Below are 23096 nucleotides of genomic sequence, written 5' to 3'. Positions count from 1 at the left end.
CTTTGAAATATCGAAGCACCAGAGCCCTTAACAACAGTCCTTAACAACAGCCCTTAACAACCGCTCTTAAAAAGCGCACTCCTGATTACTTATACATTCCCGCTTCTCTGACTTTATGAAGCTTCTTATAGCTTTCAATCAGCTTGAGGTGCCTATCCAGCCCTTCCAGTTTCATGCTCGTTTTTGTCAAGCCGTAGAATTTAACCTCACCGGTTACAGAGCCCACTACATTGTCCATGGTCTCGACCCCATACATTCTGATCAAATTTGCTAAATAATCTTCAAGCTCAAGTTCGTCATCCAGAGTAATATCAAGTACCGCATTGAGGGCTTGATAAAACAAACCCCGGGCGACTGTATTATTGTTAAATATCATGTAGTTTTGTACTAGCTCACTTGCCTCTTCATATTGCTCAAGCGCCAAATAGATGAGGATCTTCAATTCACCGATATCGAGTTGGCCCCACACGGTATTTTCATCGAACTCAATACCGATAAGCGTTTTAATATCAGTGTAATTATCCATCTCGCTGTCTTCTAAGCGCTCGACTAAATCTGCCAGCGCGTCATCATCCAACGAATGAATATTGAGAATATCGGCTCTGAAATCGAGTGATTTGTTAGTGTTATCCCAGATAAGATCGTCAACGGGATAAATCTCTGAATAGCCAGGCACTAAGATTCGGCAGGCCGATGCACCTAAATCTTCATGAATAGCAATATAAACCTCTTTATCAAGATCCTTTAATATATTCATGAGGCAGGTAGTTTCCTCCTCGGTGGTGCCAGAGAAATCCCACTCGCAGAAATCATAATCGTGCTTAGCGCTAAAGAATTTCCAGGAAATGATGCCCGTTGAATCAATAAAATGTTCAACGAAATTATTCGGCTCAGTTACCGCCATGCTATTGAACGTTGGAGGTGGCACATCATTTAATCCTTCAAAGCTTCTGCCCTGCAATAATTCAGTCAAGCTGCGTTCCAGTGCCACTTCAAAGCTCGGATGCGCTCCAAAAGAGGCGAAAACACCACCAGTTTTTGGGTTCATTAACGTCACGCACATGACCGGAAACTGTCCTCCCAAAGACGCATCTTTAACCACCACAGGAAAACCGTTCTCTTCCAGTCCTTTTATACCTTCGAGAATCTGCGGGAATTTTTCTAGAACATGCAGAGGAACATCCGGTAAAACAATTTCCTCTTCAATAATCTGTCTTTTGACCGCACGTTCAAATATTTCTGAAAGGCACTGCACCTGCGCTTCGTAGATATTATTCCCGGCACTCATTCCGTTACTGAGAAATAAATTCTCTATCAGGTTGGATGGAAAATACACCGTTTGCTGATCGGATTGGCGTACAAAAGGTAAAGTACAAATCCCACGTTCGATAAGCCCCGAATTAGTATCAATTAAGTTAGACGCTCGAAGTTCATCATCCGGGTTGTAAATATCCAGACATGCTTCATCCATAAGGCCTTCTGGCAAGGCATCATCCGGGCCTGCTTTGAACCATTTTTCATCGGGGTAATGAACAAATTTACTATTACAAATATCTTCGCCAAAGAACTGGTCGTTGTAAAAAAAGTTACAACTGGCACGTTCAATATATTCGCCAAGTGCCGAGCATAGCGCGCTATCTTTAGTCGCCCCTTTACCGTTGGTAAAACACATAGGTGAAGCGGCGTCGCGGATATGCAGCGACCATACGTTCGGGACGATATTTCTCCACGACGCAATTTCGATTTTAATGCCAAGCTCAGCCAGAATAGCGGTCATGTTCGCAATGGTTTTTTCCAGAGGAAGGTCTTTGCCAATAATCGTAGTATTAGCATCGCCGTCGGCGTTGCCGATGTACATAAGAGAGGCATCTTGCTCCAGGCTCTCGACCGGCTCAATGATAAACTCGGGGCCTTGCTGAACGACTTTTTTAACCGTACACCGATCAATCGATCGTAAAATCCCTTCACGATCACGATCAGAAATACTGGCTGGCAGTTCTACCTGTATCTGAAATATCTGCTTATATCTATTATCAGGATCAACAATATTATTCTGCGAGAGCCGGATATCATCCGTTGGAATATCACGCGCCAAACAATAAACCCGTACAAAATATGCCGCACAAAGCGCCGACGAAGCCAGGAAGTAATCAAAGGGACCGGGGGCAGAGCCATCGCCTTTGTAACGAATAGGCTGGTCTGCGATGACGGTAAAATCATCAAACTTTGCTTCGAGTCTGAGGTTGTCTAAAAAATTTACTTTGATTTCCATTTGAATATTCTTTCCGAGATCGTTTGACGCAAGATGAGTATTTGTAGCGGTGTATTTAAAACGAAGACAATTTAGCCTCGCAGGCCGCCTGATTTGGCGGGCATTTTAGCATTAATAGTGGAATTAAAACGACGATAATCTTGAGCCCCCCCTGAGTTGCGGCATTTGACGTCCATTGAACTAACCATGCGGCATATCCTTAGCCTGCATAGCTTTTTACTAGAAAATATGAAAGCTGGTTTAGTAGCAAGCCTGATGAGAGCGAACACACCTGACATTTACAGATAAATGCTTTGCTACGATTATTCAAGACAGAATGCAGAAAGAGCCTGCAACGGAGTAGTTATAATCAGGTACCCAATGATCCCCTTCGCTGGCTCATTTAGCCGTATTAAAAATTACTCAAAAGTAGTGAAAGCAACACATACATCTCTCTTACTCTCTTCGTATGACATAAAATAGATACATTCTGCGTTAAGAAAACATGCACAACATGCTTAATTACTTTTTAAACAGTATTGCCGCACTGATGGCTTTGTTAAAATAAGTGTGATCAAGGCACGGCATCAAGCTCTGATGATTTTTACAGAGATAGTCATACCGGAGGTTAATATGCTAAAGCGTCTACTTTCAGGGCTAGTCATTTTATTTTTTACGGGGTCTGCAATGGCAACTGAAGAACCAGAATACACAGTCATAGAAAAGTCTGAGGCGTTTGAGTTGCGTGCTTATAGCCCTAAAATTGTGGCGGAAACACGGGTGTCAGGGTCGTTAGATGAAGCATCCAGTGCTGGATTTAAGTTAATTGCGGGTTATATTTTTGGCAATAACACGTCGCGTAAAGGTGGCAATGAGAAAATCAGCATGACGGCACCCGTTACTATGGAGCCTACGTCAGAAAAAATCAGTATGACCGCACCGGTGAGCATGGAGCAGACAGGTGGCCAATGGCGTGTACATTTTGTCATGCCCAGCGAATACACTTTAGATACCTTACCTACGCCTAATAACCCTGCTGTGACTATACGTGAAGTGCCTAGCAGCAATTATGCTGTGATTCGTTTTTCTGGCTTCGCCGGGGAAGACAAAATCGCTACCAAAACGGCTGACTTAATGGCATGGCTGGATAGCAAGAACATTACACCTAGAGGCAAGCCTGAACTCGCACGTTACAACCCACCCTGGACATTGCCATTTTTACGCCGTAACGAAGTGATGGTGGCCTATTAGCCACCTACTCTATTTTTGTTAACCAAAGTGCGGATTATACGAGGATAATAGTTTTGATAAATATGATTAGAAGGCTGCCATGGTTTGTGCTGATCATTGGGACACTTACGCTAGGGCTCGCGCCTTTTTCCCCTCAGCCGCATCTTTTTGAAAAAATTCAAATGCTCAGCAATGGCGAGTTATCCCGCAGCATAGATGTTTTTGATCTTTTTATTCATGGGCTTTTCCCGTTATTGCTAATCGTAAAAATCGCCTTATCTTCTTTCAGGGCTAGAAAAAAGCCTTAAGTTAGCTAGTCGCCTTATTTAGGAGCCACGCTTAAGAAGCGACTTGTTCAGATTTTTTTAGCTCTGAATACCATAATTCCATAAAATCCTGAGTTATTTTTTGTTCTATATCCAGTGCTTGGTCTGAAGGACAAAAAATCGTCACACTCGCTGTATTTTTCCCAATATCTGATGTCGAAATAGTGACGGTAGGGGCTGGACCGGCGATCGTCACATCTAAACGTTTCTCTATTAAAGAATTATACCTGTGTGCAACTTCATAGAAATCCTGACAGTGAAGCGCTGCTCGTTCCAGTAACTCATCCCTAAATAAAAACAGGTTTACGCGCTGATTACGGGTGAGCGTGAAAGTGTGTGTCGCATACCGTTTCATAAAGTTGAGATTTTTTATGGTATTTAAAATCAACAGACTATTGGGTAAATAAAGCGTTTTTCCTGTATGGCTGTACGAATCGATATCAACCTCTAATAAGGTTAATTTTGCCCAATTAGTTTCTGTTACCTCTCCATAATTACTGCCCACCTGAATCCAGTCTCCCACCTGAAATGGCCTTGATGCAATGATATAAATATAGCCAATAATACATTGAATAAATTCACGCGTAGCGATAACAATAGCGACAACAAACGCAGCTACGGACAATGCAAATTTTTGTAATTCATCCGACCATAAGACAAAAAATAAAACAATAACGGTCAGGTTAATTAAGTTTTTAATTAGATTGATCAGAGAACGTCCATCTTCCCCTTTCGCTTTACTTCGTCTTCTTATGACTTTTACAAACATCAACTTCAACAAATAAGCTAAAACAATAAACGTCAGCGAAGAAAGCAACTTGTGGTCAACAAGCACCTTAAAAATATCAAACTCGATCATAGATTATCCCAATTTTTCATATACTTATAAAACAACATGCAGTTACAGTAGAAATATTAAAGTCAATCATAGAAAACTCAAAAACCGACCACATCCGTTACAATCGCCAGTATAACGACCCCTGAAAGTGCAGGATAGCTATCTATTGAAGTATTTAAAATGAAGACAAGGAGAAGCCCTGCGTTACGAGACATCAAAGCACCCTAAGCCCCACCACATCAATCCTCACCCTACCTTTACAACCGTTTTTTCTTCAATAAGCCAGGAATGAGTCGAAAGTTCTCGTGAACATAAATCCCGACTTAACTGCTACTATTTGATTGATATGCCTCTGCGAAATAGCTTTTGGATCGCTAACGATCCTACGCGGTATGCTTTTAGGTTTTAATCGCGTGGGATGGTACAAAACAGGTATTATTCCTGTACTCTTTACTATCAATAACTCACTAAAAGAAGGAAAAGTTATGTCGCTTCGTATCAATGATGTTGTCCCTGATTTCTCGGCTGAAACCGATTTAGGTACTATTAATTTTCACGAATGGATTGGTGACAACTGGGCTATTTTATTTTCTCACCCTAAAGACTTCACGCCGGTATGTACAACTGAGTTCGGTGCGGTGGCACAGCTGAGTGCAGAGTGGGTGAAACGCAATACTAAGGTGATTGGCGTATCTGTTGATGGTGTGGAAGACCATAAAAAATGGAAAACGGATATCGAACAGGTTGCTGGTGCTAAAGCCGGCTTCCCTATTATTGCGGACGAGACCCTGCAAGTTTCCAAGCTTTTCGACATGCTGCCGGCAGAAGCTTATTTGCCGGACGGACGGACGCCAGCAGATAGCGCTACCGTACGTGCTGTATTTATCATTGGTCCGGATAAGCAGCTTAAGCTGTCTATGACCTATCCGATGAATGTCGGCCGCAACTTTGCCGAGGTCCTGCGTGCTTTAGATGCTTTGCAAACAGCAGCTAAAAATGGTGTTGCTACACCGGCTAACTGGGTTGTTGGTGAAGATGTAATTATCCCGCCAACAGTGAGCACTGAAGATGCGACAGCCAAGTTCGGCGCCTTTGAAACCGTGTTGCCATACTTGCGTAAGACCTCTTTAAAGTAGCAATATAAAATAACGACAATCACTTCATCACGAGCCTACCCCAGTAGTGTTAACTGCAAAGCGTCGTTAACACTGAACTGGGTCAAGGCTCGCGCATCAGTATCTATTGACTCGCTGTACTAACAACTCCGCGTGCGTTTTCCGTTGGAGAATGAGCCCCTGTTTCACCACTAGAATTTAGGAACATACGATTAAGTTAACAACTAGCTGACAAAAATCTATAAATCCCCCAAGCAACAACTACTTGTTATATCTGTGCCCATTTCTTCTGTTTTTTAACTGCTTTTCCGCATTTGTCGGCTGGTTTGCCGTCACTCATTTCAGACCGCGATGCTGCTGTGGTCGTGAGGCTATGCGTAATACCTGTGCGTGCATCCACACCAACATGAGCTTTCACCCCAAAGTGCCATTGGTTACCTTTTTTGGTCTGATGCATCTTCGGATCGCGTATTCCCACTTTATTCTTGATCGAGTTCAGTGCTTCAATGATGGTGGCATCCATGAGAGAGCCTTCTTTCAGTAACACACCGGCTTCGAACAGCCACCTCACTACATCATCAAAAATAGTGCGAGCGAGATTCTGCCGCTCTAATAGATGACGGAAGTTCATGATGGTAGTGTGATCTGGAATAGAACGGTCTAACGATAAACCAACAAACAGACGCATAGAAGCAATCTCGTAAAGCGCGTCGTCCATGGCGGGATCGCTTAAGCGGACCGGCCTTGATAGTGGATACACAGCCAATAGGGTCTTTGCTGATGCGCTTGGTGTCAGTATTTTTTACATATAAAACTAAGAAAAATTTAATTGATATTTAAGTATTTGTAATAATAAGATATTTATTAATTGGCTTGATTTTTGCAATATTTAACTAAATGAAAAAACGGGAAATGACAATGAAAATCTTAACCGTACTTGCCAGATCTACTCTACTTATTACAGCACTTGGTGCTTCTTCAATGGCTAATGCAACAGCAGTTACTGACACTGTGTCGGTCGATGGAATAAATTGGGCTCAAACATCTTTATTTGCTAATTTATCTTGGGATCAAATGAATACGCAATGCCCAACTGGGGTATGTGGTGTTAGCAGCAGTCTCAATGGTTGGGATCTCGATGGCTATTCGTGGGCGACAGCAACTCAAGTAGGCGATTATCTATTTTCGTCAATAACGCCTCACTCTGGTGGCATCGGATCTTATTCTGAAGCCTATTCTACTTGGGCATCGGCTATATTTTCTACGACAGGTTTCAACCAAACAGGTGCTAATAGTTTTGGCAAGTGGATTGGAGGATTAACTTCTGACTTTCGGTCTGCCGGAGTAGTAGACGAATACGGACCATACAATAATACTGATACGGTTCTTACTGATCAGCTTATATCTGATTCATCTAGTATTTCAGGAGGCGGCTGGTTTTACCAGACAGCGCCTGCTACCGTTCCAGAACCTGCTACCGTCTGGATATTCGGTTCTGGACTTTTAGGCTTAATTGGTTTTGCCAGAAGAAAAGAAGCATAGCGATTAAATATCAATCAAATGCGGCCTTAACCGTCTGCTAGATTGCCACCCCTACTCCACCCTCTGGAAGTTAACGCCATGAAATTAGTCGTCGCGGTTCTCCTGTTCGCACTACTCTACCCTGCAGCAGCCTTCTCCGGGGAGGACGCCCGTTTTGACGAGGCTGTGACTTACCTGAATGAGAATGAAGTACAGTCAGCTGTTATCCTACTCAAGAATATTTTGCAGGAGAACCCAGATAATCTGAAAGCGCGAAATCTTCTGGCATATGTATATATGAAAACGGGCCAGTTCATATCCGCTGCCAAGGAATACGGACATGTTGTACGCCTAAGCCCCGGCTCCAACGAAGCCCTGCTTATGCAGGCCGAAATGTATCAGCTATATGGTGACTATGCCTCGGTTCTGAAATTACTGGATCCGGAGTTGATTTTTGAACCCAAGCAGAAGGCTGAGGCGCATGCAATACTTGGGTTGACTTACATGGGATTGAAAAACGAAAAAAAGGCGGAAGCAGAGTTTGTGCTCGCAATAGATAGTGCGGAATCCCCACGTGCATACGCAGGCTACGCAACCTTGGCTATGTTTCGTAGAGATTATGTTAATGCTCATGAATATGTAGATATTGCGATAAAATCGTCATCCGGGGATGTTGGGCTCACCACTAAGGCAAATATATTTTTGAGTGAGGGTGACTACGCCAAGGCACTTGTCACCTATGAGCAGGCAGAACAGAAACGGGGGCCAACCTATAATATAAATCTGGGAAAGACAGAGGCCCTTTATCATCTCGGTCGCTATGAAGATGCTGATAAATACATAGATCAATATATTGAGATACAAAAATACGATGTTAGGGCAAATTACCTTAAGGCGGTGATCGCGCTTGCCTCCGGTGATTTTAGTGCGGCAAAAGAGGCCACTGATAGAAGTCTGGCTACAGGTATCTTTCATTATCCAACCTACCTAGCGGCGGGATACGCAAATTATTTAGATCAAAACCTGAATCAGGCTGAGCGCTACTTGAGCATCTTTCTTTCGCAGAACCTGGGAGCAGATACAAACAAGGTCGAACGACTGCTAGCAAATATCTACTTTGAATTGGGTCAGCCGGAGTCGGCTGTAAGTCTCATAGAAAAACTGACCAGTAGAGAAAACTACAAGACTGCAGTGGCCGTAGCCTTTGGAGAAGACGCTCGCGAAAAATTTGATCAGGATATCCAATTATTAGACAGGCAGACCCTGGATCGATTGCAAACGAAGCTCGCTATCGGGAAGTTTCTTCTGGGTGATGCGGACGCGGCGATAAGAGAACTTACACAGGCCCTTCCAAATGCTGAACTGAAAGAGCCGATACTTACCCTGCTTGTACTCTCATATTTACAGGCTAATAACTCTAAGTACGCATTGGAAGCTATTGATGCGTATATCGAGGAAAATGAGTCTGCTTATGTATATTTTCTTAAAGCTGAGGTGCTGCGTTCTCAATTTAAGTTAAAAGAGGCTGGCGAGGCGTTTGACAAGAGCCTTGCGGCAGAGCCCGATTATGTATCCGCATTAATTGGTAAGAGTAAGGTTGCTCTCGGGCAGGGGAAGATCGTCGAGGCGAAGGAGTTGTTGAATCGTGCTAAACAACAAGACCCATCTAATCCAGCTACTTACATTCAACTGGCGGAAATTGCAAAGATGCGGCGCGAGTATGTCGCGCTGAAAGATATTATCGAGGAAGCTGCCAGCTTGACGCAAAAAGAGCCTGAAATAGTCGTGATGTTAACCAATTACTACTTAGCGATGAATCAGGTGGACACGGCAATGAAGGTCATACAGGCGCCTTATGAGGCAATGCGTGATAACCCCATGCTGGTGTCTTCTTTCGCGAGAACGATGATCGCTGCCGGTCAATACGAGCAGGGCCTTCCGTTGCTGGAGAGACTCGTTCAGGCCAATATCGGACGCTCGGACCATACCGTGTTGCTTGCTGAAACGCTTGCCAAGCTCGGGCATGCCGACACTGCACTGCTAAAGCTGGACTCGGTGCTCGTCAACCATCCCGACCATACATTCGCAATTTATAAGAAAGTGGATGTTCTCCTGGAGTCCGGCCAGATTGAAAAGGCCCGCTCTTTTTCTCATTCGCTCAGTTTAAATCCTCAAACGGAGGACCTGTCGTACCGGGTAACAGGTGATATTGAATTTCATCAGGGCAATTGGGCGGAAGCGGTCCGTAACTATAAACGTATACTGACCAGCATCTCTGATCCCGCGCAAGTGCGTAAACTGGTTCAAGCGATGAATCTATTGGGTGAGACTGAAGAGTTAGAGGGTATCCTCAGGGATTATGTCCGAAACTATCCACAGGATCTATCTTGGCGCAATGAATTAGCGATCCTGCTGATGCAGCAGCTGAGATATGAAGAAGCTCAAAAGCACTACCTGGTGATCTTAGAATCGAACCCCTCCAATGCTAAAGTGCTTAATAATCTGTCATGGATATACAGCCAAGACAAGAAAACGCTACGCAAGGCCCGCGAGATGTCTAGCCTGGCGGTAAAATTCGCTCCATCGTCTGCACCTATTCTGGATACTTATGGCTGGATACTTTACCTGTCAGGCGACTTGGATGAATCGTTGGTATATGTCGAGAAAGCCTGGCAAGAAAACCCTGAAAATCCGACTATGGGCTATCATTATGCCGTTTTACTCCATGCAACCGGAAAATCCACCCGGTCTAAGGAATTACTGGTTGAGTTAGTCGACAGCGAGTATGACTTTCTCGAAAAAAGTGATGCGGTAGCTCTTTACAAGAGTCTGTAGTGGATAAGAAACACCACGATAGAAATAGTATCATATTGTGTGTTGCTGATTTTTTCCTCACCTGCGCCGGCGGCACTAGCGGTAGCTACGCCGCAGTTCGAAACGCAAAGCCTCAACAGGTCGCGCTACTGAAGCCCTTCAAGGAGGGTTTTTTATTGGATGTGATTTGGAATCGAGTGAGTCTCACAATAGGCGAAAGCAGTCATCCAGGTGAAATTGGCTTCATACCTCTTTCTGCCTCTCGGATAAATGTCAGTTTTTTTTACAGTAAATAATTGGATTTCTAGTCATATTCTAAGGAGTATGGTACCTGTAACGGCCACTAACGCAGCAAAATAGACATGCTGGATGCCAATAGTCGCGTATAAGCAATAATAAATGATGTCAATATTTTTTACACTATTAGAAATACCTGGTTCAGTAAAAAATGACTCCCCCCGTTAATCATGAGGTTGCCGGGGCTGGCTCGATTATTGCTATAAGTTTAGTACGGTATAGAATTATTCATTCTCCTTGGTTCTTTCTTGGGCATCGCGTCTCCCCACACCGTGACAAAACCTCAACTGCCCTAAAGCAAACGCAGCATCATGCGGTTAACAGGGGCAAAACTAGCATTAATCGCTACAAGGAACACAGGCTTATGAAAACTATAATAACCATTCTATTGCCTTTAGGGATCACCACCCCCGCATGGGCAGGCCGGATCACACTGAAAAACCTCAAATCAATTGCTGCTGGCCTATTTATGGCCGTTACAGCCGTGGTAATGACGGCTACCCCGGTGATGGCAGCCCCGACTACAGCTCCGACGTTTCTTAACCCCGGTGATCAATATCGGTTAGCGTTCCTAACCCAAGGAAAAATTAACGGGAATTCCTCCGCAATATCTACATACAACAATTTCGTTACCAGCCAAGCCAACACAGAAGCTGCACTCGTGGCTCTCTCAACTACCTGGACCGCAATCCTCTCAACCAATGGGAGCGATGCCCGCGTCACCACTGGCACCGCGTCTGGAGTCGGCGTTCCGATTTTTTTGCTAGACGTCGCGTCTACCAGAATTGCTGACAACAACGCGGACTTGTGGGACGGATCTATCTACAATCCGTTAAACATCAATCAATACGGTGACTTGAATCCCGCAACCGTAGCTTGGACGGGTAGTGAAAGTAATGGTTTGCGAGCACCGGGTCAAAGCGCACTCGGCAATAGCATAAGCCGCATAGGTATAACGACTGCAGTTAACGGCACTTGGATATCTAACCAATGCTGCTATGCAGGCATTGGTTTTCAGGGTGCCAGTCAGTTGTCAATATATGCGCTATCCGGTGTGCTTGAGACTCCCGCAGCGACAGTTCCGGAAGCGGGATCCTTAAGCTTACTGACCTTGGGGCTGGCCGGACTTTGGATCGTACGACGTAAGCGGATTGGCAAGAGGGATCTCTCCCACGAGCCCTTGTTCATATCAAAACCTTTAATCGTGGCGTAGGCTGTTTTCATCGGTTTGAAATCCTCGCACCGGATTTCAAACCGTTTCAGCTTACCATTGTCGGCTTCTACTCTTATTATTGAGGTACTTGACCTGCAGGCGTTCTACATCCTCCGGGCATTATAAAATTTCACCGTTAGCCTTTCCCCGGTAAAACGGAAATCACTCCAGACAATACACCAACCTATAGTTTACTCCGATGTGTCGGACACATTATTAAGAGTAGATAATCTACTTTAAAGGAAACTACAAGACTGCAGTGGCCGTAGTCTTTGGAGAAGAAGCTCGAGATCGGGAACTTTCTTCTGGGTGATACGGACGCGGTGATAAGGGAGGTTGCGCGGACGATGCTCCCCCCCTCCCCCGATTCTACGCGACAACTGCGGGACACAGACTCTATGCAGTGTGTGCCACATAGAGGTGACAATTCGGTCGAATGGATTGTGAGTAATACAGATAAATGATCCATTTTTAACACTGCTAAATGACAAGTCAAAGAATTAGCTAATTCTAGGGAACCTGCTAACAAGCACTTATCCCTGCTCTAAAGGTCGCGTAGTTAGGACGCTGCAAAACTGAATTAGGGACTTGTTCGTACCTTCCATGGAATATTCGTCTGTTTCAGGTCGGGAAAATGAACCAGAAAAAGAGTTAGTTTATATAGTTGCTTAAAATCGATAAATATAATGATTTTCCGCAACTATATATGAAAATTGTGAGGTACAGTGGATCGACAGTGATACATAGTAAGTCCTTCAAAATGATAAAAAGCCGTTGGATTTTGCTCTTTGATCGCTATTTTTAGCCAACAATTCTTTGCCTCTCAATGAGGTGTGAGGCCTTTTAGATACTTTAGGAATCGCCTTTGATGGCAGTGATCGAAGTTCAATCAGCTAAAACAAGGAGAAGTTTTAATGCCTACCACCTCGCATCAACCATACCATCCGATCATCTACGTGCGCGGTTTCGCAGCTACGCAGGGCGAGATCGAGGAGACCGTCACCGACCCGTACATGGGCTTTAACATCGGTTCGACCAAGGCCCGCACGGCCTGGACCGGCGACTTGAAGCGATTCTTCTTCGAGTCGCCGCTTGTGCGTCTGATAACCGACCACGACTACCACGATGTATTCGAGAACGGCGAGGATCTCGTGGCGTCCGACCGACCTGATTGCATCATCCCGTATCGGAGCATCATTATCTACCGCTACTATGATGAGGCCAGCAAGGACTTCGGCACAGGCGAAACGCCGCCTATCGAACATTTCGCCAAGGGGCTGAGCGAACTGATATTGCGCCTGCGCGACAAGATCTGCGCCAATCCGAAGAACTCAATGACGCCCGAGGACTTCCGAGTGCATCTCGTGGCACACTCCATGGGCGGGCTGGTATGCCGCGCGTTCCTGCAGAACACGAAGCTGGGCAGCGAGGCTGCACGCGGCGCAGTGGACAAGCTCTTTACCTATGCCACTCCTCACAACGGCATTGATATGCGTATCGTGCGCAATGTGCCAGGCTGGCTTTCCTTCGGAGATGCGAACAACTTCAACCGCAAGCGGATGGCTGGGTACCTAGGTCTGTCCGAGGATGATGACGTCTCGATCGTGAAGAACTTTCCACCCGAACGCATCTTCAACTTAGTGGGCACTAACCCCCGCGACTACGCCGCGGCCGGCGGAATCTCGGCCTGGGCAGCGGGGGACGCGAGCGATGGGCTCGTGCGCATTGAGAATGCAACCACGCATGGCTTGGGCTCTGATGGCTTAGACGTGAGCTCACCGCGCGCCTTCGTTCACCGAAGCCACTCTGGTCCCTACGGAATCGTAAACTCCGAGGAGGGCTACCAGAACCTCACGCGCTTCCTTTTCGGTACGCTGCGCGTCGATGGAATCCTCGATATAGACGACATATCCCTGCCGATAGAAGTGCAGAAAGCCTTCAAGGCGGGCAAGGAATTACGCGCGTCCTACCAGTTCGAGGTCGCCGTCAGCGTGCGTGGTTGTCAGTGGCAGATGACGCGCCGCGAGGTCCGCGAGAACTCTGCAATCTTTCGTAGTTACGGTGACCTATTCCCCGGCGATGATCGAACTGAACGCCTACCGAATCGCGCTAAGAGCCCGCACCTCTTCTCCATATTTCTCGACTCAAGCAAGAGCGTTAAGACGTCGGGAGCGGTCAGCTTCGCGTTCGATATCAAGGTGCTCGTGCCTGACTACGAGGTCGATGGCCTGCTCTTTATGAAACGCCACTACGAGGGTGGCTACATCCTGCGCGAGCTCATCATGGTCGAGGCTTTCCCCGACGAGACAGCGCTCGGAGGTTGGCGCATAAAATATGGCTACCAAGAGGTCAACCCCGGCAAGCCGGGCATTGACGCAGTAACACGCAAGCTCGAAGGTGAAGAGGACAGGGGCATAGTCTTCGAAATTCCCGTTGCCCAGAATACGCGTCCGGGCGTGAAAGGAAAGTTACGCATTGAGGCTCGACGGTAATTATCAATCTGGTAACTACATGGGCAATGGCCACATTTCGTTTGCGCCAATATGAGCGGGCTAATAGGGTAGCCGAGGTATCTAACCCTCAGCCCCCATAAGCCCCTGGCGCCGGGGTGGCTGTCGGGAGTGCGGCGAAGATAACAGCGCGGCGCTGACGGGTCTCTCCTCCCCTGCCCCGATTCTACGCGACAACTGCGGTGACACAGACTCTAGGCAGTGTGTGTCATTCGCAGGTGTTTCAGGGGCGTCGAACAGAGTCACGTACACGCTATAGGCCATAGCGATTCACGCGTTAGTCTAGGTATGGCTTGATTCAAATTTATTGCACAATCTTGGTCGAGGGATGTTAGTTGCCTAAAATGGCTTTAAAAAAATCTCAGTGCCCGCTCATAAACACCAATGCCCACCCTGTAACTCATAAGCCCTGCCAGAGTATTGCGGTCTTTTGCCACATTTAGATGTGTTTCACCAAAGGTGATCAAATAGCTTGCCAGAGAATCACCGTTCCATTTCACCAGAATTCGCAGCGGTTTGACGCTACCATCCCGGTCCCGTGTGGTATCTGTTTGGAACTGTCTATCTTCGGTACGGAGGGTCTTGCTGGAGTAGCCATTATGGCTATTATCAGACGGGCTTTAACGTGTTTATGATGATCATCTAGTAAGGTATTAAGTGGGGTTTCTACGGTAATTTTGGTTAACATCTGCCTGAAGTCATTCAGGTCACTTTGTAGTGATCAGAGGCTTCGAGTTTTTCCCAGAACATACTGCCTATCATCATCCATTGCTGGTCCAATGATAGGCAGTTAAAAAGAATTATTTACAGGATCTTACTCGGGCTTCCTATTATCAAGTGCCCTTGAAAAGGACGACTACCAAACATGATCCAGAGCTTATTATGTTAACTTCTAGGGGCGTCCAAAAACTGAGTTGGTATTAAGTCCTCAATGTACTTTGCAATACTAATAGCAAGTAAATCATTTCCCCTATCAGCTACGACTTGAAGTCCGACAGGTAAACCGTCAAGCACCCCACAAGGTATAGACAATGCGGGTTGCTGAGTAAGATTGAACGGGTACGAGAAAGGCGTCCAATCAGTCCAATGCTCTTGGTAAGCTGACTCTGTATTTTGACCTGCTTTAAATGCAGTCCGCGGAAGTGTAGGTGTAATTAAAATATCGTATTTCGAATGAAACTCCTGCATAGAGCGCCCTAACTCGGCTCTTTGGTCAGAGGCCTTCATATAGTCCACAATATCAATTTTACTTCCTTCGATACCTATTTGTAGAAAACCTGGATCCAGAAGCACACGTTGTTGCTCGTTAAAAGTTGAAACAACTTTCGCGGCCCCCGCAAACCAAAGGGTTGAAAAAGTATCGATAGGGTCCTTAAAGCCAGGATCGATCAGGTCAACTTCTGCACCCATTTCTTTAAGCGCATTCACCGCACAGTCGACAAGCTTAAGCACACCCGCATCTACATCGATATACCCAAGGGTTGGACTGTAAGCTATTTTCAGGCCCTTAAGAGGGAGTTTTTTTTGATCGCTCCAACTACCGTCGAAAATACGCGTTGAGTACCAATCCCTTAAATCTGGCTTCGCTATAACATCCATCATCAACAAACTATCTTGCACTGTTCTGCTAATTGGTCCGAGATGAGAAAGAGTAGTCATTGCACTTGCCGGCCACTGAGGGACGAAACCAAAAGTCGGCTTTATACCAAATACACCGCAAAAAGAAGCGGGGATTCGAATAGATCCACCTGCATCACTGGCTTGATGTAAAACCCCCATATTTAAAGCCGCGGCTGCAGCCGCTCCGCCGGAAGAGCCTCCAGATGTGAGTGTTGTATTCCATGGATTTCTTGTAACTCCGGTGAGAGGACTGTCAGTAACGCCCTTCCAACCGAATTCTGGTGTTGTCGTTTTACCCAGTATTACAGCGCCTGCTTGCCGCATTTTTTGTGAAAAGGGAGCATCAACATTAGCTAAGTTTTCTGAACTGGTAAGTGAACCGCTGCGGTGAGGCCACCCAGCAACAAGCGTTAAATCCTTGATTGAACTTGTCACTCCATCAATTTTACTAAGGGGTTCGCCCTTGAACCAACGCTTTTCCGATTCTTTTGCAGCGTTGAGCGCATCCTCCTCAGCAACAAAGCAGTATGCATTGACTGAAGGATTGCATTTGGCAATTCGCTCCAGCGAAGCTTTGGTCGCTTCTACAGGAGAAAGCTTTTTAGTTTCAAATAGATGGGAAAGTTCGACCGCCGTCATATCTGCGACATTCGTTTTACGAGCTTTAGTCATGTACTGCTACCCCCGCAGACGAGAGTAAAACGTTAAGTAGAACAGACGCCCCTGCTCCAAGATCCTCAGCTTTAGCCCTTTCTAGCTCATTGTGACTAATCCCCCCCTCGCAAGGGACAAAAATCATTCCTGCAGAAGTAACCTCTGCCATAAAGATGGCATCGTGCCCCGCGCCACTAACAACATCCATATTCGGATACCCTAACTTAGAAGCAGCATCTCTGACGTTACTAACACATGTGGAATCAAACGCTATCGGAGGGAAGTCTGCTGTAGGGGTAATGATTGTTTGAACGCCGTACTTTTTATCTAAAGAATTGATTTTACTACGCAGGTCTTGAACCATTATTTCAAGGACATCGGATTCCAAGTGCCGAAGATCTGCAGTCATTTTAACTCGACCGGGTATAACGTTTCGTGAACTAGGAAAAACGTCAAAACAGCCAACGGTTCCACGCCCATGGGGTGTGTTTTTTATCGCTAGCTCATTTATAAACAGTATTAATTCTGCGCCCGCAAGGGAAGCATCTTTTCGAAGGTGCATCGGAGTTGGACCAGCGTGAGCCTCTACACCTGTTATCTCAATATCAAACCACTTTTGGCCTAGAGCGCCAATAACAACCCCTACTTGCTTTCGCTCATCTTCTAATACAGGTCCTTGCTCAATGTGAGCTTCATAGTACGCGGCAGCTTTATGACCAATATGACTTTTAGTTCCGTTGTAACCAATTGCATCCAGCGCTTCTTTCACTGAGATACCCGCATCATCTTTTGTCGACAGCGCGTCATTTAGTGAGAACTTACCCGTGAATACACCAGAACCCATCATACATGGCGGAAACCGCGAACCTTCTTCATTTGTCCATGCCACAACTTCGATCGGAGCATGAGTCTGAATGTTAAGGTCATTTAGCGTGCGAATCGCTTCTAAACCAGCCATAACCCCAAAGCATCCATCAAATTTACCACCTGTTGGCTGAGTGTCTATATGGGACCCGGTCATAACGGGAGGCAAATCATTGTTTAAACCGGGTCTTCTAGCAAAAATATTACCTATTTCATCGACAGATACGGTGCACCCAGCTTCTTCACACCACGTTTTAAATAAGTCACGCCCTTGTTTGTCTAACTCAGTTAAAGCCAAACGATTTAAACCGCCTTTAGAAGTATGTCCAATTTGACCATGCGTCATCAGACAGTCCCAAAGACGTTCGGTATTTACTGTGATCCTTCCGATACTCGGTGATAACTCAGATGTTTTCATAATAGGTCACCTCTACTAAACAGCAAGATATCGGTTCTTGATGTCGTCTTGTTTGCTAAATTCGGTTTGAGAGCCCTGATAAACAATTTCACCAAGCTCAACTACATAATGTTTGTCCGCAAGCTTCTCGCATACAGATAAGTTTTGTTCGACGAGTAACACACCCACTCCTGCTGCACGAATTTGACCTAAAATTTTCACAATCTCATCAACGATGACGGGGGCTAGACCTTCTGTTGGCTCATCAAGGAGAAGAAATTTCGGGTTATTTACAAGTGCTCGTGCAATCGCGAGCATTTGCTGCTCACCACCAGACAGCGCGTTACCACCGTTCTTTCTTCGCTCCTTTAGACGTGGGAACATTTGATAAATATCTTCAACAGCCCAAGGGCTTTTTTTGTTGATGGCAATCATAAGATTTTCTTCAACTGAAAGAATTCCGAAGATTCCACGATGTTCTGGCACTAAAGCGATGCCTCGACGAGCTATCTCGTATATTTCTTTGCCTACAAGATTCTCGTCATCTAACAAGATAACCCCTTGTTGAGCTTTGACGATGCTTACAATCGTCTTAAGTGTCGTAGTTTTACCGGCGCCGTTTCGTCCCAACAGCGTTACAATTTCTCCCGATTCAACCGCCAAATCAATTCCGTTCAAAATATGGCTTTTACCATAATAAGAATGCAGATTATTGATAACTAATCTACTCATGGCCACTTTCTCCTAGGTATGCTTTCTTAACCTGCTCATCACCTTTCACTTCCTCAGGGGAGCCTTCAATTAATATATTGCCTTGGTGCATCACCGTGATTCGATCGGAGATTGACATGACCAGTCTCATATTGTGTTCAATAAGCATCACAGTATGATCTTTTCCAAGCTCCGAAATTAAGCCTGTCATTATCGGGATATCATCTACGCCCATCCCTGAAGTAGGCTCATCAAGTAGAAGCAGTGATGGAGAGCCGCACAACGCCATACCAACTTCAAGGACACGCTGCTGTCCATGCGAAAGCTCACCCGCTTGTCTGTCAGCGTATTTCTCTAATTTAATTCTTTCTAAAACCTCATCCGCCTTAGCGACATTAGCTTTGTTGGCAGTTTCGGGCACCCAAAACTTTAGTGCATTCAGACCGTCTCGACCTTGCGCGGCTATTCTTAGATTCTCTCGCACGCTTAAATTTTGAAAAAGGCTTGTGATTTGAAACGAACGAGACATCCCTTTAGATACTCGCTTATGCGCCGCCAGAGATGTCAGGTTCTCCCCGTTAAAATGGATGCTTCCACGAGTCGGTTTCCTTTCACCTGTTAAGCAATGAAATAGAGATGTTTTCCCTGCACCGTTTGGTCCTATTACGGTATGAATGGATCCTTTTCTTATTTTTAAGTCAACATTCCCAACAGCAGAGAATGCTCCATAATCCAATCCCAAACTTGAAGTTTCTAATAAATAACTTGAGTTCATTTTGTCACCTCCGAGGTGACATTTGTCTTAACTTTTTTCCACGGAAATTTGGAAGTCAAAGAAAGAATTCCACCCCATAGTCCACCTGGAAGAAATAAGACAACAGCAATAAGCACAGCGCCTAAAATCATCATCCATCTAGGCCAGATAGATGAGAGAAGATCACCCATCAACACGATCGATCCAGCTCCCAAAATTGAACCAATTAACGAGCTAGTCCCCCCAATAATTGTCATAATCAAGATGTTTTCTGACATGAGAAGCTCGACATTCGAAAGAGGTGCGAAATTTAAAAGCATCGCGTAGAGTGCTCCAGCAAGACCAGTGATCGCACCGGAAATAACGAAAGCGACAAGCTTAAAGTGGTTTGTAGAAAACCCTACAGCCGATGATCGCCCCTCGTTTTCTCTGATAGCAACAAGTGTCGTTCCAAATGGAGAATGTATAACTCTTCGAGAAAACACGAAGACAATTGCAAAGACTGCTGCCACAAAAATATAGAATGCTTCACTGCTTTGTAGGTCGCTGATGGTCATTCCGAAAAGTGTTAATGCAGGCCGAGGAACATCCAATAATCCGTTGTCTCCACCTGTCCAATCACTGAACGTGTAAGCAAGGAAATACGCCATTTGAGAAAAAGAAAGCGTGAGCATTACAAAGTAAATACCCGTTCTTCGTATGGCTAACGCGCCGACGATTAAAGCGAGTAATGCTCCCACTAGAATGGCTGTGATTAAAGCACTAATCAGCCCAAAATTAAGATGAAGCATGACTAATGAAGCACTATAGGCCCCGCCTCCAAAAAAGATACCTTGTCCGAATGATAAGAGGCCTGTGTAGCCCAGCAGTAAGTTGCAAGCCAATGCAGCCAAAGCAAATATCAGTATTTCCGTAGCAAGGGTAACGGAAGGTAGTAATATCGGCATCAACACCATAAGAGCCAAGGCAATTATGGTTACTCCTCCGAATATAGAAGTTTTTTTATTCATATTATGCTCTCCCGAATAGTCCGTATGGCCGCACTAGAATGACAAGAGCCATAGCTGCATAAATCATCAAGCTGGCACCCTGTGGCCAAAGTGTGCTCATTACACTTTGCACGATCCCCACGAGTAGTCCGCCGACTAACGCTCCCGTAAAAGACCCCATGCCTCCTATCACAACGACAACAAACGCAATCCCAAGTACTTCTGGGCCAACAAATGGGTGAATGCCTTTTATTGGCGCTGCTAGTACACCGGCAAGACCGGCAAGACCAACACCCAATGCAAAAGTGATAGAAAACAGGCGATGAGTATGTGTTCCGAGTAAGGAAACTGTTTCGGCGTCTTCACTACCGGCACGCACAAGTGCACCAAATTTAGTTTTATCCAGTAGATACCAAACAAGAAGAGCAACCACGGCCGCAAAAGCGATGACAAATAGGCGATACTGTGGATAGTAAAACTCACCTATTGCTATTACACCTTTAAGTGAATCAGGTGGAGAAATGCTTTTCCCGATAGGTCCCCATATAGAAATACAAAGTTCTTGAATAATTAAGGCAACACCTAATGTCACCAAGATTTGGTACATATGAGGAAGATGGTAGACCCTTTTTATCAACGTTCTTTCGCATACCCATGCAAAAAATGCGATACAAAGAGGTGCAATGATAAGAGCTAGCCAGTAGTTTCCTGTAATACTTACTGCCGTATAACTTAGATATGCCCCTAGAAGATAAAAAGCTCCATGAGCAAAATTCACAAAGTTAAGTAGTCCAAAAATGATTGAAAGCCCCACCGATATGAGGAAATAAATCATTCCAAGCCCTATCCCATTTACTACCTGAAATAGATACAGATTCATAGTTCACCTCTAACAAGAATGAAGCGCCACTCACTATTAAAACAAGTGGCGCAAATCGTTTTACATGCCTTTACATTCAAGAGATGACTCATCTGGGAAAGATTTACCGTAGCTCACTATTTCGGCAAAATCGTCTGCATTCTTCATTTCTGAAGGTGACTTTCCTTTTAATAAGTAATAATTTTTGAGGACTTGGTGATCGGCTGCTCGAACAATCTCGGTGCCTGTCGGGCCTTCATAAGACTTACCTTCCAGCACTTTAATAACGTCACTAGGGGTCGTTGTTCCCGCTTCTACTATCGCATCAAGGAGCAGTTTAGTACTGATATAATCCGCAGCTAATGGATAGTTGGGGGTAATGCCATATGTGTCTTTGACTTCTTTGACAAGCTTGTTATTCAGTGGAGTATCAACTGTATGCCAATACTGTGCTCCAAAGTAAACATTCTCTGTTATATCTGCTCCTAATTCCTGGAACTGTTCTAGACCAGAGGACCATGTTACTAGGATGGTCATTTGATTCTTCAACCCAAAATTTATCGCCTGTCGTAAGGCATTAGAGGATTGAGAACCGAAATTTAGAAGTAAAAGAACATCTGGTTTTGCAGCCATTGCATTCGTAACGTAGCCTGAGAACTCTTGCTCTTGCAGAGAGTGGTAGCTATTACCTACATGTTCTATACCAAGCTCATCAAACACAGCTTTAGCATTTGAGAGCAATGCTTCGCCAAAAACATATTGAGGTGTAATTGTATACCAGCGCTTCTTTTCTGGATGTTCTTTTAATAAAGGAACAACGGTCTCTCTGATTGCGCCATATGTCGGCACCGACCAACGGAATGTAGAGGTATTACAATCAACCCCCGTTAGTTCATCAGCTCCTGCTGGAGTAATAAAAACACCCCCTGATTTATTGATCTCCTTACCTATGGCTAAAGAAGTTGACGATAGTGTGCCTCCATTGAAAAATTTCGCTGAATTTTGATTAATCGCCTCCTGTACCTTGCGGAGCGCTTTGCCTGCATTACCTTCTGTATCTATACTCATATAACTTGGTGTTTTCCCAAGTACTTGTCCATATTGCTCAACAGCTAATTTCGACCCCATATCAGCATACTTACCATAACTAGCGAAGCTTCCCGAAAGGGATTTAACCCCATATATAGTCACTGCCTCTTCTTGCGCCATTACAACGCAAGAAGCAGCTGCTATCGAGAATACTAGAGCAGTATTTTTCAAATATTTTTTAATCATTTTCGGATCCTTTTGTTATTTTATCATTTCGCCAAAAAGCTTGGCTTTGTGGTGCTCTACATTTTTTTCGAAATTTCTCCGTCAAGTGCAACAAAGTGCACTTCCGCTTCACACATGTGCTCCGCCATAAGCGTTCGCACCTGTTCTTTATCTTGTTTTTCATAAGCGTTAATGAGTGCGTAGTGATAATCGACATTTGATTTAGTGAAGGCGTAGTAATCAATTAAATAAGCTTTTTTTAATACAACAAGATCTCTTAATGATTCATTTAGAAAGCGACCAAAGAAACCTAAAATCGGGTTAGGTGAAGCGTCAGCTAGAACATTATGGAACTCTAACTCGGCTATTTTCTGGAGCCGTTGCTCCTCTTCTGTGGTAGGTTTTTCACTGCACTGATCGGTATATTTTCTAAGAAGTAAAAGTTCTTCTTCAGTTAAATGCCCTACAACGGATACTGCTAACTCAACTTCAATTAGCTTTCGCGTCTGATACAATTGTGCGGCACTTATATGCCGAAAATATAAGTAATTTCGTAGCGCTTTGCTTGCGGGCTCTGTCCCTACTTCGGTAAGCCACGCACCCCCACCTGGACCTGGTTTGGTTTTGATTAATCCTTCTACTTCCAAAGCTTTCAGTGCTTCCCGAACAGTTCCTTTTGATATTCCGTACTGCTCAATCAAATCTCTTTCACTCGGCAACCGGTCTCCAGGCTGTAGCTCTTCAGCCATAATAAGGCGCTTTACTTCATCAACGATCAGGTCCGACAGCTTGCGCTTTTTTTTATTCTTGAATTCAGATGTCATTTCAGTCCCAGAAAAATAAGTTGAAAAACGATCAATATTTAATATAAATAATTAT

At 44.9% G+C, this 23096-nt stretch carries 16 protein-coding genes and 1 pseudogene; 6 read left to right on the top strand and 11 right to left on the bottom strand.

Annotated features, from left to right (window positions below; translation table 11 throughout):
• Nucleotides 1–85: 85 nt before the first annotated feature.
• Complete coding sequence (locus Nant_RS10095; RefSeq protein ID WP_054341526.1) at nt 86–2272, bottom strand: OsmC domain/YcaO domain-containing protein; 2187 nt, start codon at nt 2270–2272, stop codon at nt 86–88.
• A gap of 666 nt (nt 2273–2938) precedes the next feature.
• On the opposite strand from Nant_RS10095, the gene Nant_RS10090 reads away from it, so the two are divergent.
• Nucleotides 2939–3502 carry an SOUL family heme-binding protein gene (locus tag Nant_RS10090; protein WP_082400195.1) on the top strand — a complete coding sequence of 188 codons (564 nt, stop codon included), beginning with the start codon at nt 2939–2941 and terminating at the stop codon, nt 3500–3502.
• A gap of 318 nt (nt 3503–3820) precedes the next feature.
• Here Nant_RS10090 and Nant_RS10080 read toward each other — a convergent pair whose 3' ends face one another.
• Nucleotides 3821–4666, bottom strand: coding sequence for a mechanosensitive ion channel family protein (locus Nant_RS10080; protein ID WP_054341523.1), 846 nt, complete (start codon nt 4664–4666; stop codon nt 3821–3823).
• A gap of 464 nt (nt 4667–5130) precedes the next feature.
• Between Nant_RS10080 and Nant_RS10075 the strand changes: the two genes are divergently transcribed.
• Nucleotides 5131–5781, top strand: coding sequence for a peroxiredoxin (locus Nant_RS10075; protein ID WP_054341667.1), 651 nt, complete (start codon nt 5131–5133; stop codon nt 5779–5781).
• A 313-nt stretch (nt 5782–6094) separates the two neighbouring features.
• Here Nant_RS10075 and Nant_RS10070 read toward each other — a convergent pair.
• Nucleotides 6095–6556, bottom strand: a pseudogene (locus Nant_RS10070) (IS5 family transposase); the annotation flags it as partial.
• 122 nt (nt 6557–6678) lie between these two features.
• Between Nant_RS10070 and Nant_RS10065 the strand changes: the two are divergent.
• From Nant_RS10065 to Nant_RS10045, 4 genes are all read left to right on the top strand, one after another.
• Complete coding sequence (locus Nant_RS10065; RefSeq protein WP_054341521.1) at nt 6679–7302, top strand: PEP-CTERM sorting domain-containing protein; 624 nt, start codon at nt 6679–6681, stop codon at nt 7300–7302.
• Between the two features lie 78 nt (nt 7303–7380).
• The gene (gene prsT, locus Nant_RS10060; RefSeq protein WP_054341520.1) at nt 7381–10116 is read left to right on the top strand and encodes an XrtA/PEP-CTERM system TPR-repeat protein PrsT; all 2736 of its coding nucleotides are present in this window, start codon (nt 7381–7383) and stop codon (nt 10114–10116) included.
• A gap of 640 nt (nt 10117–10756) precedes the next feature.
• Nucleotides 10757–11605 carry a PEP-CTERM sorting domain-containing protein gene (locus Nant_RS10050; RefSeq protein WP_054341518.1) on the top strand — a complete coding sequence of 283 codons (849 nt, stop codon included), beginning with the start codon at nt 10757–10759 and terminating at the stop codon, nt 11603–11605.
• 914 nt (nt 11606–12519) lie between these two features.
• Nucleotides 12520–14097, top strand: a complete 1578-nt coding sequence (locus tag Nant_RS10045) for a PGAP1-like alpha/beta domain-containing protein (protein WP_054341517.1) — start codon at nt 12520–12522, stop codon at nt 14095–14097.
• Nucleotides 14098–15000: 903 nt separating this feature from the next.
• On the opposite strand, the gene Nant_RS10040 is transcribed toward Nant_RS10045, so the two are convergent.
• The 8 genes from Nant_RS10040 to Nant_RS10005 are packed head-to-tail and all read right to left on the bottom strand — an operon-like array spanning nt 15001 to nt 23041.
• Nucleotides 15001–16407, bottom strand: coding sequence for an amidase (locus Nant_RS10040; RefSeq protein ID WP_054341516.1), 1407 nt, complete (start codon nt 16405–16407; stop codon nt 15001–15003).
• Nucleotides 16400–17671, bottom strand: a complete 1272-nt coding sequence (locus Nant_RS10035) for a Zn-dependent hydrolase (RefSeq protein ID WP_054341515.1) — start codon at nt 17669–17671, stop codon at nt 16400–16402. Before Nant_RS10035 ends, Nant_RS10040 begins: the two co-directional genes overlap by 8 nt.
• A gap of 15 nt (nt 17672–17686) precedes the next feature.
• A complete protein-coding gene (locus tag Nant_RS10030) occupies nt 17687–18382 on the bottom strand; it encodes an ABC transporter ATP-binding protein (protein WP_054341514.1) in 696 nt (231 codons plus the stop codon).
• Nucleotides 18375–19136 (bottom strand): ABC transporter ATP-binding protein, encoded by a 762-nt coding sequence (locus Nant_RS10025; protein WP_054341513.1) that lies wholly within the window; start codon nt 19134–19136, stop codon nt 18375–18377. The genes Nant_RS10030 and Nant_RS10025 overlap by 8 nt, the downstream gene beginning before the upstream one ends.
• On the bottom strand, nt 19133–20125 hold the full coding sequence (locus tag Nant_RS10020) for a branched-chain amino acid ABC transporter permease (protein WP_054341512.1): 993 nt from the start codon (nt 20123–20125) through the stop codon (nt 19133–19135). The genes Nant_RS10025 and Nant_RS10020 overlap by 4 nt, the downstream gene beginning before the upstream one ends.
• Before the next feature lies 1 nt (nt 20126).
• Nucleotides 20127–20984 (bottom strand): branched-chain amino acid ABC transporter permease, encoded by an 858-nt coding sequence (locus tag Nant_RS10015; protein WP_054341511.1) that lies wholly within the window; start codon nt 20982–20984, stop codon nt 20127–20129.
• A gap of 60 nt (nt 20985–21044) precedes the next feature.
• The gene (locus Nant_RS10010) at nt 21045–22238 is read right to left on the bottom strand and encodes an ABC transporter substrate-binding protein (RefSeq protein WP_054341510.1); all 1194 of its coding nucleotides are present in this window, start codon (nt 22236–22238) and stop codon (nt 21045–21047) included.
• 56 nt (nt 22239–22294) lie between these two features.
• A complete protein-coding gene (locus Nant_RS10005) occupies nt 22295–23041 on the bottom strand; it encodes a FadR/GntR family transcriptional regulator (protein ID WP_054341509.1) in 747 nt (248 codons plus the stop codon).
• Nucleotides 23042–23096 lie beyond the last annotated feature (55 nt).

The sequence above is a fragment of the Neptunomonas antarctica genome, from assembly GCF_001305295.1.
Taxonomy (GTDB): domain Bacteria; phylum Pseudomonadota; class Gammaproteobacteria; order Pseudomonadales; family Balneatricaceae; genus Neptunomonas; species Neptunomonas antarctica.
The sequence above is the reverse complement of the archived record's forward strand: the minus strand, read 5'-3'. Positions and strand labels throughout refer to the sequence as shown.

Excerpts from the sequence above, each read along its gene's own strand:
- Nant_RS10095 (WP_054341526.1), bottom strand. The coding sequence starts at position 2,272 with ATGGAAATCAAAGTAAATTTTTTAGACAACCTCAGACTCGAAGCAAAG.
- Nant_RS10090 (WP_082400195.1), top strand. The coding sequence starts at position 2,939 with ATGGCAACTGAAGAACCAGAATACACAGTCATAGAAAAGTCTGAGGCG.
- Nant_RS10080 (WP_054341523.1), bottom strand. The coding sequence starts at position 4,666 with ATGATCGAGTTTGATATTTTTAAGGTGCTTGTTGACCACAAGTTGCTT.
- Nant_RS10075 (WP_054341667.1), top strand. The coding sequence starts at position 5,131 with ATGTCGCTTCGTATCAATGATGTTGTCCCTGATTTCTCGGCTGAAACC.
- Nant_RS10065 (WP_054341521.1), top strand. The coding sequence starts at position 6,679 with ATGAAAATCTTAACCGTACTTGCCAGATCTACTCTACTTATTACAGCA.
- prsT (WP_054341520.1), top strand. The coding sequence starts at position 7,381 with ATGAAATTAGTCGTCGCGGTTCTCCTGTTCGCACTACTCTACCCTGCA.
- Nant_RS10050 (WP_054341518.1), top strand. The coding sequence starts at position 10,757 with ATGAAAACTATAATAACCATTCTATTGCCTTTAGGGATCACCACCCCC.
- Nant_RS10045 (WP_054341517.1), top strand. The coding sequence starts at position 12,520 with ATGCCTACCACCTCGCATCAACCATACCATCCGATCATCTACGTGCGC.
- Nant_RS10040 (WP_054341516.1), bottom strand. The coding sequence starts at position 16,407 with ATGACTAAAGCTCGTAAAACGAATGTCGCAGATATGACGGCGGTCGAA.
- Nant_RS10035 (WP_054341515.1), bottom strand. The coding sequence starts at position 17,671 with ATGAAAACATCTGAGTTATCACCGAGTATCGGAAGGATCACAGTAAAT.
- Nant_RS10030 (WP_054341514.1), bottom strand. The coding sequence starts at position 18,382 with ATGAGTAGATTAGTTATCAATAATCTGCATTCTTATTATGGTAAAAGC.
- Nant_RS10025 (WP_054341513.1), bottom strand. The coding sequence starts at position 19,136 with ATGAACTCAAGTTATTTATTAGAAACTTCAAGTTTGGGATTGGATTAT.
- Nant_RS10020 (WP_054341512.1), bottom strand. The coding sequence starts at position 20,125 with ATGAATAAAAAAACTTCTATATTCGGAGGAGTAACCATAATTGCCTTG.
- Nant_RS10015 (WP_054341511.1), bottom strand. The coding sequence starts at position 20,984 with ATGAATCTGTATCTATTTCAGGTAGTAAATGGGATAGGGCTTGGAATG.
- Nant_RS10010 (WP_054341510.1), bottom strand. The coding sequence starts at position 22,238 with ATGATTAAAAAATATTTGAAAAATACTGCTCTAGTATTCTCGATAGCA.
- Nant_RS10005 (WP_054341509.1), bottom strand. The coding sequence starts at position 23,041 with ATGACATCTGAATTCAAGAATAAAAAAAAGCGCAAGCTGTCGGACCTG.